Annotated in this window: 9 protein-coding genes; 6 read left to right on the plus strand and 3 right to left on the minus strand. The window is 74.6% G+C overall.

Going from position 1 to position 14,084, the window contains the following annotated elements:
- Window positions 1–59 precede the first annotated feature (59 nt).
- A complete protein-coding gene (locus ABZ885_RS06165; RefSeq protein ID WP_360183898.1) occupies window positions 60–3,803 on the minus strand; it encodes a nitrate reductase subunit alpha in 3,744 nt (1,247 codons plus the stop codon).
- 236 nt (window positions 3,804–4,039) lie between these two features.
- Here ABZ885_RS06165 and ABZ885_RS06170 point away from each other — a divergent pair, with 236 nt between their 5' ends.
- The 5 genes from ABZ885_RS06170 to ABZ885_RS06190 all read left to right on the plus strand — a co-directional run bounded on the left by ABZ885_RS06170 (window position 4,040) and on the right by ABZ885_RS06190 (window position 10,883).
- Window positions 4,040–5,002 carry a tellurite resistance/C4-dicarboxylate transporter family protein gene (locus ABZ885_RS06170; protein ID WP_360183900.1) on the plus strand — a complete coding sequence of 321 codons (963 nt, stop codon included), beginning with the start codon at window positions 4,040–4,042 and terminating at the stop codon, window positions 5,000–5,002.
- A gap of 152 nt (window positions 5,003–5,154) precedes the next feature.
- On the plus strand, window positions 5,155–6,516 hold the full coding sequence (locus tag ABZ885_RS06175; protein WP_360183902.1) for a M14 family metallopeptidase: 1,362 nt from the start codon (window positions 5,155–5,157) through the stop codon (window positions 6,514–6,516).
- A 218-nt stretch (window positions 6,517–6,734) separates the two neighbouring features.
- A complete protein-coding gene (locus tag ABZ885_RS06180; protein ID WP_360183904.1) occupies window positions 6,735–8,255 on the plus strand; it encodes an APC family permease in 1,521 nt (506 codons plus the stop codon).
- Between the two features lie 218 nt (window positions 8,256–8,473).
- Window positions 8,474–8,863: a DUF302 domain-containing protein gene (locus ABZ885_RS06185; protein WP_360183906.1), complete on the plus strand. Its 390-nt coding sequence runs from the start codon at window positions 8,474–8,476 to the stop codon at window positions 8,861–8,863.
- 163 nt (window positions 8,864–9,026) lie between these two features.
- Window positions 9,027–10,883, plus strand: coding sequence for an MMPL family transporter (locus ABZ885_RS06190; RefSeq protein ID WP_360183908.1), 1,857 nt, complete (start codon window positions 9,027–9,029; stop codon window positions 10,881–10,883).
- A gap of 64 nt (window positions 10,884–10,947) precedes the next feature.
- Here ABZ885_RS06190 and ABZ885_RS06195 read toward each other — a convergent pair whose 3' ends face one another.
- Window positions 10,948–11,691 carry a helix-turn-helix transcriptional regulator gene (locus tag ABZ885_RS06195; protein WP_360183910.1) on the minus strand — a complete coding sequence of 248 codons (744 nt, stop codon included), beginning with the start codon at window positions 11,689–11,691 and terminating at the stop codon, window positions 10,948–10,950.
- 54 nt (window positions 11,692–11,745) lie between these two features.
- On the opposite strand from ABZ885_RS06195, the gene ABZ885_RS06200 reads away from it, so the two are divergent.
- On the plus strand, window positions 11,746–12,951 hold the full coding sequence (locus ABZ885_RS06200; protein ID WP_360183912.1) for an MFS transporter: 1,206 nt from the start codon (window positions 11,746–11,748) through the stop codon (window positions 12,949–12,951).
- Window positions 12,952–13,027: 76 nt separating this feature from the next.
- On the opposite strand, the gene ABZ885_RS06205 is transcribed toward ABZ885_RS06200, so the two are convergent.
- Window positions 13,028–14,080 carry a DNA polymerase IV gene (locus ABZ885_RS06205; protein ID WP_360183914.1) on the minus strand — a complete coding sequence of 351 codons (1,053 nt, stop codon included), beginning with the start codon at window positions 14,078–14,080 and terminating at the stop codon, window positions 13,028–13,030.
- Between the last annotated feature and the right edge of the window lie 4 nt (window positions 14,081–14,084).

Below are 14,084 nucleotides of genomic sequence, written 5' to 3' on the forward strand. Positions count from 1 at the left end.
ACGCGGGGCTTCACGAGGCGCTTCACGAGGCGCTTCACGAGGCGCTTCACGCGGGGCCATCAGTACTCCACCTCCTGGCTGCGGCGGCGGATCACCGTCAGCTCGTCGCGCTGGTTCCCGGTCGGTCCCAGGTAGTTGAAGGCCCAGGAGAGCTGGGCGTAGCCGCCGATCAGGTGGGTGGGCTTGAGCAGGACCCGGGTCAGCGAGTTGTGGATGCCGCCCCGCCGTCCGGTGGCCTCGGCCCTCGGGACGTTGACCGTGCGCTCCTGGGCGTGGTGCATGTAGACGGTGCCGGCCGGCATCCGGTGCGAGACGACGGCCCGGGCGACCACGACGCCGTTGCGGTTGACGGCCTCGATCCAGTCGTTGTCGCGGACGCCGACGGCCGCGGCGTCCTCGGCCGACATCCAGACGACCTGTCCGCCCCGGGAGAGGGCGAGCATGAAGAGGTTGTCCTGGTACTCGGAGTGGATCGACCACTTGTTGTGCGGGGTGAGGTAGCGGACCGTCACCTCGCGGTGCCCGTCGGGCCCGGTGGCGGGTTCGCCGAAGAGCCGGTGCAGGTCGAGCGGCGGCCGGTAGACGGGCAGCGCCTCCCCCAGTTCGTGCAGCCAGTCGTGGTCGACGAAGAAGTGCTGCCGGCCGCTGAGGGTGTGCCAGGGCTTGAGGTGTTCGGTGTTGAGGGTGAACGGGCTGTAGCGCCGGCCGCCGGCCTCGCTGCCGGACCACTCCGGCGAGGTGATCACCGGGACGGGCGCGGCCTGGGTGTCGGCGTACGTGACCCGCCGGGCCGCCTGCTCGGCGGCGAGCCCGGCCAGCTCCCGGCCGGTGCGCTCCTCCAGGGCCCGGAAGCCCTGGGTGGCCAGCCGGCCGTTGGTCGTGCCGGAGAGCGCCAGGATGGCGTCCGCCGCCTTGACCGCGGTGTCCAGCGCCGGACGGCCGTCGGCCGGGCCGCCGCGGACGACCCCGTTGAGCGCCTTCAGCTGCCCGACCTCCTCGTCCGGGTGGAGCAGCACGCCCTTGGCGGGCAGGCCGAGGCGTTCGACCAGGGGGCCGAGGGAGGCCATCTTGGCGCCGATCGCCGTGTAGTCGCGTTCCACCACGGTCAGTTGGGGCAGGGTGACGCCGGGCACGGGCGGGCACTCGCCCCGCCGCCAGTCCAGGACCACGCCGCCCGGCTGCGCCGTCTCCCCGGGGGTGTCGTGCTGGAGCGGGGTGGCGACCAGGTCGTGCCGGGTGCCGAGGTGGTCGCGGGCCAGTTCGCTGAACCGCCCGGCGATCGCGTGGAAGGCCTCGAAGTCCGTCCGGGCCTGCCAGGGCGGGTCGACGGCCGGGGTGAAGGCGTGCACGTACGGGTGCATGTCGGTGGAGGAGAGGTCGTGCTTCTCGTACCAGGTGGCGGCGGGCAGCACGACGTCCGACAGCAGGGTGGAGGAGGTCATCCGGAAGTCCAGCGAGAGCAGCAGGTCGAGCTTCCCCTCCGGTGCCTCGTCGTGCCAGCGGACGTCACGCGGGCGCACCGCGGCGGGGGCCTCGCCGGCGCGCAGCGAGGAGTGGGTGCCCAGCAGGTGCCGGGTGAAGTACTCGGCGCCCTTGCCGGAGGAACCGAGCAGGTTGGCCCGCCAGAGGGTCATCACCCGGGGCCAGTTGGCGGGGGCGTCCGGGTCCTCGCAGGCGAAGCCGAGCCGGCCCGCGGCGAGTTCGCCGACGGCGTGCTCGCGCGGGTCGCGGCCCAGGGCACGGGCCTCGTCGGCCAGGTCGAGCGGGTTGCGGTCGAAGGTCGGGTAGGAGGGCATCCAGCCCAGCCGGGCGGACTGCGCCAGCAGGTCGGCGGCGGCCAGACCGCGGAACCGGCCGGTGCCGAGCGGGGAGGCGAGGACGTCGGCGGAGAAGGTGTCGTAGCGCCACTGGTCGGTGTGCAGGAAGAACCAGCCGGTGCCGATCATCTGGCGGGGCGGGCGCGACCAGTCGGTGGCCGCGGCGAGGGTCGCCCAGCCGGTGGCCGGGCGGCACTTCTCCTGGCCGACGTAGTGCGCCCAGCCGCCGCCGTTGCGGCCCTGGCAGCCGGTGAGCGTGAGCAGCGCGAGGAAGGTGCGGTAGATCGTCTCGGAGTGGAACCAGTGGTTGGTCCCGGCGCCCATCAGGATCATGCACCGGCCGCGGGACTCCTCGGCCGTGCGCGCGAACTCCCGGGCGATCCGGACGACCTGGGCGGCCGGGACGGAGGTGTGCCGCTGCTGCCAGGCGGGCGTGCCGGGGCTGTCGGCGTCCTCGTAGGAGGCGGGCCACTCCCCCGGCAGCCCGTCGCGGCCGACGCCGTACTGGGCGAGCAGCAGGTCGTGGACGGTGGTGACGAGTGGCCCGTCCGGGCCGCCGATCCTCAGCGCGGGGACGCCGCGGCGGACGGTCCCGCCGCGGCCCCGGCCGTGCCCGCCGTCCTCGGTGTCGAAGCGCGGCAGCAGCACCTCGACGGGGGTGGCGGCGGCGTCGCCGTACAGCGAGAGCCGGGGGCGCAGGCCCTGGAGGTCGAGGTTCCACCGGCCCTTGCCGGACTCGGTCCACCGGAAGCCGAGCGAGCCGTTGGGCACGGCCGGGCGGCCGGTCGCCTCGTCGAGCACGGTGAGCTTCCACTCGGCGCCCTCGCCGGACCCCTCGCCGGCCAGGGCCTCCTCGCCGGCCCCGTCCCCGCCCGTTCCGCCCAGCTCACTCGCCCGGAGGAACTTCGCGGCAACGTACGCCCCGTCCCGCTCGGCCAGGGTGACCAGGAACGGCAGGTCGGTGAACCGCCTTACGTAGTCGGCGAAGAACGGCACCTGCCGGTCGACGAAGAACTCCCTGAGGATCACGTGGCCCATGGCGAAGGCGAGCGCCCCGTCGGTGCCCGGGTGCGGGTGCATCCACTCGTCGGCGAACTTGGTGTTGTCCGCGTAGTCCGGGGAGACCGCCACCACCTTCTGGCCCCGGTAGCGGGCCTCCGCCATCCAGTGCGCGTCCGGCGTGCGGGTGACCGGCACGTTGGAGCCCCACATCACCAGGTAGGCCGCGTCCCACCAGTCCCCCGACTCCGGCACGTCGGTCTGGTCGCCGAACACCTGCGGCGAGGCGACCGGCAGGTCCGCGTACCAGTCGTAGAAGGAGAGCATCGGCGCGCCGATGAGCGAGTGGAAGCGGGCCCCGGCCGCGTGCGACACCATCGACATGGCCGGGATGGGCGAGAAGCCCGCGATCCGGTCCGGCCCGTGCGTCCTGACGGTGTGGACGTGGGCGGCGGCCACGATCTCCACCGCCTCCTCCCAGCCCGCCCGGACCAGGCCGCCCTTGCCCCGGGCCTGCTGGTAGGTGCGACGGCGCTCCGGGTCGGCCTGGATGTCCGCCCAGGCGAGCACCGGGTCCTTCAGACGGCCCAGCGCCTCCCGGTACATCTCCAGCAGCACGCCGCGCACGTACGGGTACCGGACCCGGGTGGGCGAGTAGGTGTACCAGGAGAAGGCGGCGCCGCGGGGGCAGCCGCGCGGCTCGTACTCGGGCCGGTCCGGGCCCACCGAGGGGTAGTCGGTGGCCTGGGTCTCCCAGGTGATGATCCCGTCCTTGACGTACACCTTCCACCGGCACGAGCCGGTGCAGTTGACGCCGTGGGTCGAGTGGACGACCTTGTCGTGGCTCCAGCGGTCCCGGTAGAAGGCGTCGGACTCCCGTCCGCCGGTGATCCGCACGCTGTGCAGGTCGGGCGCCGCCGTCCCGCGGCGGAAGAACCGGCCGGCCCGCAGGAGCGGCGTTCCCGGCTCGTTCGTCGGCTCCGGCACCTGACGCCCCTCCCGTTCGGCCACGGCCCCTTCGGCCGCGCTCCGTCCGGCCGCGCTCCGTCCGGCCACGGCCCGTCCGGACCGGCCCGCGGCGGCGCGGCGTGAGCCCATCGAATCCGAAACCGGCCGGACGCGCGCACCGGGTGGTCCCATCGGGTGCCCGCGGGCCGGCCGCCCCCTCCCACGTCGGGCGCCGCCGACTGGCAGGACCACCGGCCTGACGCTGCGATGGGCCCATGAAGGAGCACGGCATCCCCCGGTGGGCCACGCCGGCCCCGGCGACCGGCGGGGCGGTGATGGCGACCGGCATCGTCTCGGTGGGCTTCCGGCTCACCGGCTTCACGGTGCTCTCGGCGGTGACGCTGGTCCTGGCCGGGGCGCTCTGGCTCTTCCTCGCGGCCGGCTTCGCCACGCTGCTGGCCGTCGACCGGCGGAGCTGGCTGGGCCGGGCGGCGACCCCGCCGGCCCTCACCGCGGTGGCCGCCACCGACGTGCTCGGCGTCCGGCTCGACCTGCTGGGCTGGACCGCGGTGGCGGCGGCGCTGCTCGTCCTCGCCACGGCGGCCTGGGCGGTGCTGCTCCCGGCGGTGCTGCACCGGCTCGGCCGGCGGGTGCCGGGCGCGGCGTTCCTGATCTGCGTGGCCACCGAGAGCCTGGCCGTCCTGGCGGCGGTGCTCACCCCGCAGGCCGGCGACTGGCTCGGCTGGGCGGCACTGGTGCTGTTCCTGCTGGGTCTCGCGCTGTACGCCGACGCGCTGGCCCGCTTCGACGTCCGCCAGCTGGCGGTGGGGGCGGGCGACCACTGGGTCGCGGGCGGGGCGACGGCCATCTGCGCCCTGGCCGGGTCCAAGCTGCTCGCCTCGGGGGTCTGGTCGGGGGCGGCGCACTCGGTGCTGCGCACCACGACGTTCGTCCTGCTGGCGGTCTCGCTCGGCTGGTACCTCGTCCTGCTCGGCTTCGAGGTGGCCAGGCCCCGGCTCCGCTACGACCTGCGCCGCTGGTCCACGGTCTTCCCGCTGGGCATGACGGCCGTCGCCGCCCTCTCGACGGCGGCCGCGGCGCAGGTCCCGTGGCTGGACACGCTCGGCCGGGTGCTGCTCTGGATCGCCGCGGCGGCCTGGCTGCTGACGGCGTGCGGGGCGGCGCGCCGGCTGGCCCGCACCACCGGTGCGGCCCGACTGACGGGGGAACGGGTCTGACGGAACGCCCCGCCCCGCATTCCGGCCGGTCCCCCGGCACCACCGTTGTTGCGCCAGCTTATTGACGAACCCATGACACTGACGGACCATCATGCTGGCGCGCGCCGCTCCTCCCCGTTCCGTCCCTACGGACCCCCCACAGGAGGACAGTCATGCGACTGCCCCGCCGAGGGAAGCCCGCCGCGGTCACCGCCGTGCTGCTCGCCCTCGCCCTCGCCTCCCCGCTCACCACCCGGGTCGCCGCACAGCCGGTCACCGGCGACACCGTCGCCGCGGCCGACGCCACGGCCGACACCGCCCGGCAGTACCGCGTCGACGGCCCCCGCACCGTCGCCGAACGCACCGCCGTCGCCGCCACCGGTGCCTCCGTCGACGCCGTCCGGGACGGCTCGGTGGTGGTCACCGCCACCCCCGCCGAGCTCGCCCGCCTGCGCGCGCTCGGCTGGTCCGCCACCCCGCTGCCGGGCCCCCGGTACGGCGAGGACGAGCGGGAGAACACGGCCGCGGCGCCGCTGTACGACTTCCCGCCCGCCGACTCCGGGTACCACAACTACGCCGAGGCCGCCGCCGACATCGACGCCGTGGTCGCCGCGCACCCCGACATCATGAGCAAGCGCGTCATCGGCACCTCCTACGAGGGCCGGCCGATCGTCGCCGTCAAGATCAGCGACAACGTCGGCACCGACGAGAACGAGCCCGAGGTGCTGTTCACCGCCCACCAGCACGCCCGCGAGCACCTCACCGTCGAGATGGCGCTCTACCTGCTGCACGAGTTCGGCGACAAGTACGCCACCGACAGCCGGATCGCGAACGCCGTCAACAGCCGCGAGATCTGGGTGATCCCCGACCTCAACCCGGACGGCGGCGAGTACGACATCGCCACCGGCCGCTACCGCAGCTGGCGCAAGGACCGCCAGCCCAACTCCGGCAGCCGCAGCGTCGGCACCGACCTCAACCGCAACTGGGACTACAAGTGGGGCTGCTGCGGCGGCTCCTCCGGCTCCACCTCCAGCGAGACCTACCGGGGCGGCGCGCCCGAGTCCGCCAAGGAGACCAAGGTGGTCGCCGACTTCGTCCGCAGCCGGGTGGTCGGCGGCAAGCAGCAGATCACCGCGGCGATCGACTTCCACACCTACAGCGAGCTGGTGCTCTGGCCGTTCGGCTGGACCACCGCCGACACCGCCACCGGCATGAGCACCGACGAGGCCAACACCTTCGCCACCCTCGGCCGGAGCATGGCCGGCACCAACGGCTACACGCCCGAACAGTCCAGCGACCTCTACATCACCGACGGCGCGATCGACGACTGGCTGTGGGGCGCGCACCGGATCTTCGCGTACACCTTCGAGATGTACCCGGGCCCGAACGGCAGCAGCGGCTTCTACCCGCCGGACGAGGTGATCGGCCGGGAGACCAGCCGCAACCGCGAGGCCGTGCTACGGCTGGTGGAGACGGCCGACTGCGTCTACCGGGTGATCGGCAAGCAGCAGCAGTACTGCGGCACCGCCACCTGACCGCCCGGCCACCCGGGCGCCCGGCCGGGGCCCCTCGCAGGGCGGGCCCCGGACGGGCGCAGCCGGGCGGCCGCGACCGGGCTCCGGACGTAGCCTGAGGTGATCCGGTCGGCGTCCGTCCCCCAACGCCCGGCCCCCACGCACCGGATCGGGAGGTTTCACCGATGAACGGTCCCCCCGGAGGCGAAACGCCTCCCCCGCCCGCCGCGCCCACGGTGGTGAGCTCCCGAGCCGGAGAGAAGGGCCTGAAGACCGGCGCCCTCGGCCTGGTCTCCTCGGTCGCCATCGGCCTGGCCTCCACCGCCCCCGCGTACAGCCTGGCCGCCACGCTCGGGCTCATCGTGGTGGGCGTGGGCCTTCAGGCGCCGATCATCACCATCCTGGCGTTCGTCCCGATGCTGCTGATCGCGTTCGCCTACAAGGAGCTCAACGCCTCCGACCCGGACTGCGGCACCACCTTCACCTGGGGCGCCCGCGCGTTCGGGCCGCGCACCGGGTGGCTGGGCGGCTGGGGCATCGTGGCGGCCGACATCATCGTGATGGCCAACCTGGCGCAGATCGCCGGCGTGTACGGCTTCCGGCTGTTCGGCTTCGACGGCCTCGCCGAGAGCACGGCCTGGACCACGGTGGCCGGGGTGGTCTGGATCGTCGTGATGACCGCCATCTGCTACATCGGCATCGAGATCTCCGCGGCCCTGCAGCGCTGGCTGCTCACCGTCGAGGTCGTGATGCTGGTGGTGCTGTCGGTGACGGCACTGGTCAAGGTCTACGGCGACAGCCCGCCCCCGACCGCGATCCAGGTCGACGCCTCGTGGTTCAACCCCTTCGAGGTCACCTCGTCCACCGCCTTCACCGCCGGCATCCTGGCCGCCGTCTTCATCTACTGGGGCTGGGACACCGCGGTCTCGGTCAACGAGGAGACCGCCGACGCCGCCCGCACCCCCGGCCGCGCCGCCGTCATCTCGACCGTCCTGCTGCTGCTCATCTACGCGCTGGTGTCCACCTCGGCCCAGGCCTTCGCGGGCATCGGCACCGAGGGGATCGGGCTCGGCAACGAGGACAACTCGGGGGACGTGCTGTCCTCCCTGGGCGGCGCCGTGTTCGGCAGTACCGGCTTCGGCTGGTTCCTGACCAAGCTGCTGATCTTCATGGTGCTGACGTCGTCCGCCGCCTCCACCCAGACAACCATCCTGCCGACCGCCCGGACCACCTTCTCGATGGCCGCGCACAAGGCCATCCCCACCGAGTTCGCCCGGGTCCACCCCCGTTTCCTGACCCCGACCTGGTCGACCGTCGGCATGGGCGTCGCCTCGATCGCCTTCTACGTGCTGCTCACCGCGATCAGCGGCAACGTCCTGGCCGACTCGATCGCCTCGGTCGGCCTGGCCATCGCGTTCTACTACGGCCTGACGGGCTTCGCCTGCGTCTGGTACTACCGGAGGGTCCTGACCCGCAGCGTCCGCGACTTCGTGCTCAAGGGCCTCGCGCCGCTGGCCGGCGGCCTGATGCTGCTGTACTTCTTCTGCTACGGCGCCTTCGACGTCTACGCCGACCCCGACTACGGCTCCACGTCGATCGACCTGCCGGTCTTCGGCGAGACCGGCGGCGTCACCGTGATCGGCATCGGCGCCCTGGTCCTCGGGGTCGTGCTGATGCTCGTCCAGTGGGCTGTGCAGGGCTCCTGGTTCCGCCGACCCGACGTCCCGGTCAGCGCCGCCGACCCCGCCGACGCGCCGTAGGCCCGGTCCCGGCGGGGTGCCCGGCGGGCGCCCCGCCGGGTGGCCGGCGGCCGGGAAATACCCCCTGGGGTACTCTGGAGCAGAACCACCAGAACCGGAGCGGCCGCCGCGACATCGGCGCACCGCCCCCCGGGCTACCCCCACCGATACCTCGGGGGGTATCCGAAGGCGGCGGTCCGCCGCCACGGCACCGGCTCCGACCAGGGGAGATACCCACCATGGACCACGGCATCGCCGTCACCCTCGACACCCCGTTCACCGAGACCGTCGACCGCGTGCGGTCGGCGCTCGCGGACCAGGGCTTCGGCATCCTGACCGAGATCGACATCCGGGCCACGATGCGGGCCAAGCTCGGCGAGGAGATGGAGGACTACCTCATCCTCGGCGCCTGCAACCCGCCGCTGGCCCACCGCGCCCTCGGCATCGACCGGCAGATCGGCCTGCTGCTGCCCTGCAACGTCGTCGTGCGCTCCGCCGACGGCCGGACGGTCGTCGAGGCGATGGACCCGGACCTGATGGTCCGTTTCACCGGGCGGCCGGAACTCGCCGAGGTGGCCGACGAGGCCGCGGCCCGCCTGCGGGCGGCCCTCGCGAGCCTCTCCGCCTGACGCCCGCCGGACCCACCCCCGCCACACCGCCCACCCCCGCCGCACCGCCCGGCCGCGCCGCACCGCCCGGCCGCGCCCGTCGGCCCGGGCTCCGGCTGCCCCCAGCTATACCCCCGTAGGTATTTTTCCGGGCGATCCGCCCCCGCACGACCTGGGAGAACCCTTGAACCGCCCCGACCCCCTGCTGGCCGACCGGCCACCCTCCGCGCCCTCCGGGGCCGCCGCCCGCCCCGGCCTGCTCGGCCGCCTCGGGATCTGGGCCGTCCGGCACGTCCGGGCCGTCCTGGCCGGCTGGCTGCTGGTCGTCGTCGCCCTCGGCGCCTTCGCCCCGCAGGTGACCACCGCCCTCTCCGGGGACGGCATCGAGGTCCACGCCACCGGCGCCTCCGTCCTGTGGAGCGACTTCAACACCGCCAACCACGACGCGATGATGAAGTCCGAGGTGATGTCCTGGCCGGTCACCCTGGCGATCCTGGTGCTGGCCTTCGGCTCGCTGGTCGCCGCCGGACTGCCCCTGCTCCTGACCATGGCGGGCCTCGCCGCCTCGGCCGGCTCCCTCGTCCTGATCAGCCACCTCTTCCCGGTGTCGGTCTGGGCGATGAACTTCGCCATGATGTTCGCCCTCGCGCTGGGCATCGACTACGCCCTCTTCCTGGTCGTCCGCTTCCGCAGTGCCCGCACCACCCCGTCCCGCACCGGCGGCGCCCGCAGTACCGCCGAGGCGGTGGCCGAGACCATGGACACCGCCGGCAAGGCCGTGCTGCTCTCCGGTGCGACCGTGCTGGTCAGCCTCTCCGCCGTCATGCTGGTGCCCTCCCCCGCGTTCCGGTCGATGGCCGGCGGCATCATGCTGGCCGTCCTGTTCGTGCTCGCCGCCACCCTCACCCTGCTGCCCGCCGTCCTCGGCCGGCTCGGCCACCGGGTGGACTCCCTCGGGCTGCCCTGGCCGAAGCCCGGCGCGCCCCGCTCGCCACGGTTCGCGGCCTGGGGTGAACGCCTCTGGCGGCACCCCGTCCGCTACGGCGCTCTGGCGCTGGTCGCCCTGCTGGCCCTGGCCGCCCCGGTGACCGGCCTGCGCACCGCGATGCCGTCCATCGACGTCCTCCCCGCCCAGGACAGCGCCCGCGCCGGGTACGCCGCCGTCCAGCAGGCCTTCGGCCCCGGCGCCCCGGGCACCCTGCAGATCCTCGCCCCCGCCGACCGGGCGGACGCGGTCGGCGCGCAGCTCGCCACCACACCGGGCATCGCGGGCGTGCTGCCCGCCCAGCGCGCCGCCGACGGCTCGGACTGGTCGATGATCCAGGCCGTCCCCGCCGTCGACCCCTCCGACCCCGGCCTCGGCGGCACCGTGCACGACCTGCGCGACGCACTCCCCGACCACACCCTGGTCGGCGGCGCGGCCGTGGAGAACCTCGACCTGCAGCACCTGCTCACCCAGAAGACCCCGCTGGTCATCGGCGTGGTGATGGGCCTGGGCTTCCTGCTGCTGCTCGTCGCCCTGCGGGCGCCGCTGATCGCGGCCCTGGGCACGGCGGCCGGCCTGCTCTCGACCGGCGCCGCGTTCGGCGTCGCGAAGCTCGTCTTCCAGGACGGCCACGGCAGCGGGCTGCTCGGCTTCACCCCGCAGGGCTTCCTGGACGGCTGGGCGCCGGTGTTCTTCTTCGCGATGATCTTCGCCATCGCGATGGACTACACCGTCTTCCTGCTCGCCTCCGCGAAGGAGCACTACGAGCGCACCGGCGACCCGCGCCGGGCCATGGTCGGCGCGCTCGCCCACTCGGGGCGGGTGGTCTTCGCGGCCGCCGCGGTGATGGTCGCGGTCTTCTTCACCTTCGCGGTCTCCGGCCCGCTCCCGCCCAAGGAGATGGGCATCGTGCTCGGCGTGGCCGTCCTGCTCGACGCGGCCCTCGTCCGGCTCGTCCTGCTGCCGGTCCTGCTCCGGCTCACCGGCCGCGCCGCCTGGCACACGCCGGCCTGGCTCGACCGCGTCCTGCCGAGGATCCCGTTCTCGCACGGGTGACCCAGCCGGCAGGGCCGGCCCGCTCGGCTGCCGTGTGGGCCGGCCCGTCCGGCGGGCGTGCGGGTCAGCCCGGGCGGTGGGCGCCCGGGGTGTGGCCGAAGGCGCGGCGGAAGACGTCGATGAACGTACTGGCCGAGGACCAGCCGCACCGGTGCGCCACCGCCGTCACCGGGACGTCCTCGGCCAGCAGCACCAGAGCGCGGTAGAGCCGGAGCTGGGTGCGCCACTGCGGGAAGGTCATCCCGAGGTCGGACGTGAAGAGCCGGGACAGCGTCCGTGCGCTCGCCCCCACCTCCCGGCCCAGCGCGGCCAGCGTGCGCCCGTCGGCGGGATCGTCCCGGAGGATCGCGCAGAGCCGTGCCAGCCGGGGGTCCGCCGGGGCCGGCAGGTGGACGGGCTGCTGCGGCGAGGCCGCCACCTGGTCGAGCAGGACGGCCCGCAGCCGCAGCCGCTCGGGGCTCCCGTCCTCCGGGGCGCGGGTGTAGGCGAGGATCAGCTCGCGCAGCAGCGGCCCGACGGCGAGCACGGTCGGCCGGTCCAGGCCGAGCGGGTTGTCCGCCGCGGGCAGGCCCACCAGGTGCAGGTCGAGCGCGCCGTGGGCGTGGTGGGCGTGCACCGTCCCGGCCGGCACCCAGAGCGCGCGGGTGGCCGGCGCGACCCAGGTGCCGACGTCGGTGGTGACGGCCAGCACCCCGCGGGCGGCGTAGGCGATCTGGTGGTCGTCGTGGCGGTGCGCGTCGATGCCCGTCCCGGGCCGCAGCCACTGGGCGCGGGTCGGCGCGACGGACTCGTGGCGGATTTCCTGCATCGATTGGCAGAGTATCGGAAGCCCGACACCCCGGCGGCCCGTGACGATGGCCGGGTGTCGAAGAACCGAGCACTCCTCCTCCTGTCCGCCGGGCACGCCTGCGTCGACGTCTACCAGGGCGCGGTGGCCGCCCTGGTCCCGTTCTTCGTCGCCGAGCGCGCCTACACCTACGCCGCGGTCTCGGGCATCGTGCTCGCCGCCTCGCTGCTGTCCTCGGTGGCGCAGCCGCTGTTCGGCGTCCTGACCGACCGGCACGCGATGCCCTGGCTGCTGCCGGCCGGCACCGTCCTCGGCGGCCTGGGCATCGCGCTGAGCGGGCTCGCCGGCTCGTACCCGCTCACACTGGCGTTCGTGGCCGTCTCGGGGCTCGGCGTGGCCGCCTACCACCCGGAGTCGGCCCGGGTGGCGCGGCTCGCGAGCGACGGCAGCCACACCGCGATGGGGTGGTTCTCGTTGGGCGGCAACGTCGGGTTCGCCCTGGCGCCGGTGCTGGTGGCGGCGGTGGTCTCCACCGGCGGACTGCGGCTCTCGCCACTGCTGGTGCTGCCCGCGCTGGCCGGCAGCGTGCTGTGCCTGCCCGTGCTGCGCGGCCTGGAGCGGCGGCGGGCGGGCGGTTCCGCCGCCGCGGGCGTGGCCGGCCCGGCCGCGGTCGCCGAGGACCGCGCCTCGTTCCTGAGGCTGACCCTCGCCGTCGTCTGCCGGTCCGTCGTCTTCGTCGGGCTGAGCACCTTCGTCTCCCTCTACGCCCGGCAGCGGACGGGTGGCGGCACCGCCGCGGGGACGGCCGCGCTGCTCGTGCTGTACCTGGGCGGCGCCGTGGGCACCGTCCTGGGCGGGCGGCTGGCCGACCGCTGGGGCCGGGTGGCCGTGGTGCGCCGGTCCTACCTGGTCACGGTCGCCGCCGTGGCCGGCCTGGTCCTGGTCCCCGGGCCGGCCCTCTACCTGTTCACCGCGCTGACCTCGGCCGGCCTGTACGTGCCGTTCTCGCTGCAGGTGACGCTGGCCCAGGACTACCTGCCCACCCGGGTCGGCACCGCGGGCGGCATCACGCTCGGCCTGACCGTCAGCGTCGGCGGCCTGGCGAGTCCGCTGATCGGGCGCCTCGCCGACGCGACCTCGCTGCAGACCGCGCTCACGCCGCTGATCGCGATGCCCGCACTGAGCTGGCTGCTGTTCCGCACCCTCCCGGAGCCGCCCACACCTGCACGTTCGCCTTCGCCCGCGCCCGTCGAGGTGTCATCGACTCCCCTCAGCAAGTGATCTGACTGGGCATCGCGCGATCAGGCGACGCGCGGCCGCCTTTCCTGCCCGCACCCGCCGTCGGCCTGAGCCGCCGTCACGACCGGCGGACGTCCTCCTCGGCGAACTCGGCGCGCACGCCGAGCAGGCGGACCGGGCGGTCCAGGTCGAACCGCTCCAGTAGCTCCAGCGCGGCCCGGGTGATCTCGCCGGGGTCGCTCGTGGGCGCCGGCAGGGTGAGGCCGTGGGTGTGCGTGAGGAACGGCGCGGAGCGGACCTTCACCGTGACGCGGACGGCCGGTCGGTCCTCGGCGGCCACGTCACCGGCCACCCGCCCGGCCAGCTCGGCGACCTGACGGCCGATCTCCGCACGGTCCGCCAGATCGTGCTGGAAGGTGGTCTCCCGGCTGTGCGAGCGCGCGACGTGCGGGGCGGCGGTGACCTCGGTGTCACCGGCACCGAGCGCCAGCGCCCGGAACCAGGGCCCCATCGTCGGGCCGAACCGCTCGGCCAGCCCGGCCGGGTCGGCCGCGGCCAGCTGGCCCACCGTCCCGATGCCGGCCGCGGCCAGCTTCCGGGCGGTCTTGCCGCCGATCCCCCAGAGCGCCGACGTCGGGCGTCCGCCCATCACCGCCGCCCAGTTCTCGCGGGTGAGCCGGAAGCAGTGCCCGGCGGCGCCCCCGCCGGGGGCGGTCGGCTTGGCGAAGCCGGTGGCCAGCTTGGCGCGCAGCCGGTTGTCCCCGATGCCCACCGAGCACCAGAGCCCGGTCGCCTCTCGCACCGCCGCGCGGATGCCGGCGGCCAGCGCCTCGGGATCGTCGGTTTCGGCGCCGACGAACGCCTCGTCCCAGCCGAGCACCTCCACCACGACCGGGAACCGGCGCAGGGTGTCCGTGAACCGCCCGGAGACCTCCCGGTAGGCCGGCGCGTCCACGGGCAGGAACACCGCCTCCGGGCAGCGCCGCGCCGCCACCCGCAGGGGCATGCCCGAGCGGACCCCGAACGCGCGGGCCTCGTACGAGGCGGTGGAGACCACCCCGCGCGCGGTCCGGTCCCCGGTGCCGCCGACCACGACCGGCCGGCCGCGCAGCTCCGGCCGGCGCGCGACCTCGACCGCGGCGACGAACTGGTCGAGGTCGACGTGCAGCACCCAG

The organism is Kitasatospora sp. NPDC047058, assembly GCF_040643935.1.
In the GTDB taxonomy this organism is placed as follows: Bacteria; Actinomycetota; Actinomycetes; order Streptomycetales; family Streptomycetaceae; genus Kitasatospora.

Excerpts from the sequence above, each read along its gene's own strand:
- ABZ885_RS06185 (WP_360183906.1), top strand. The coding sequence starts at position 8,474 with ATGGACCACGGCATCGCCGTCACCCTCGACACCCCGTTCACCGAGACC.
- ABZ885_RS06175 (WP_360183902.1), top strand. The coding sequence starts at position 5,155 with ATGCGACTGCCCCGCCGAGGGAAGCCCGCCGCGGTCACCGCCGTGCTG.
- ABZ885_RS06170 (WP_360183900.1), top strand. The coding sequence starts at position 4,040 with ATGAAGGAGCACGGCATCCCCCGGTGGGCCACGCCGGCCCCGGCGACC.
- ABZ885_RS06195 (WP_360183910.1), bottom strand. The coding sequence starts at position 11,691 with ATGCAGGAAATCCGCCACGAGTCCGTCGCGCCGACCCGCGCCCAGTGG.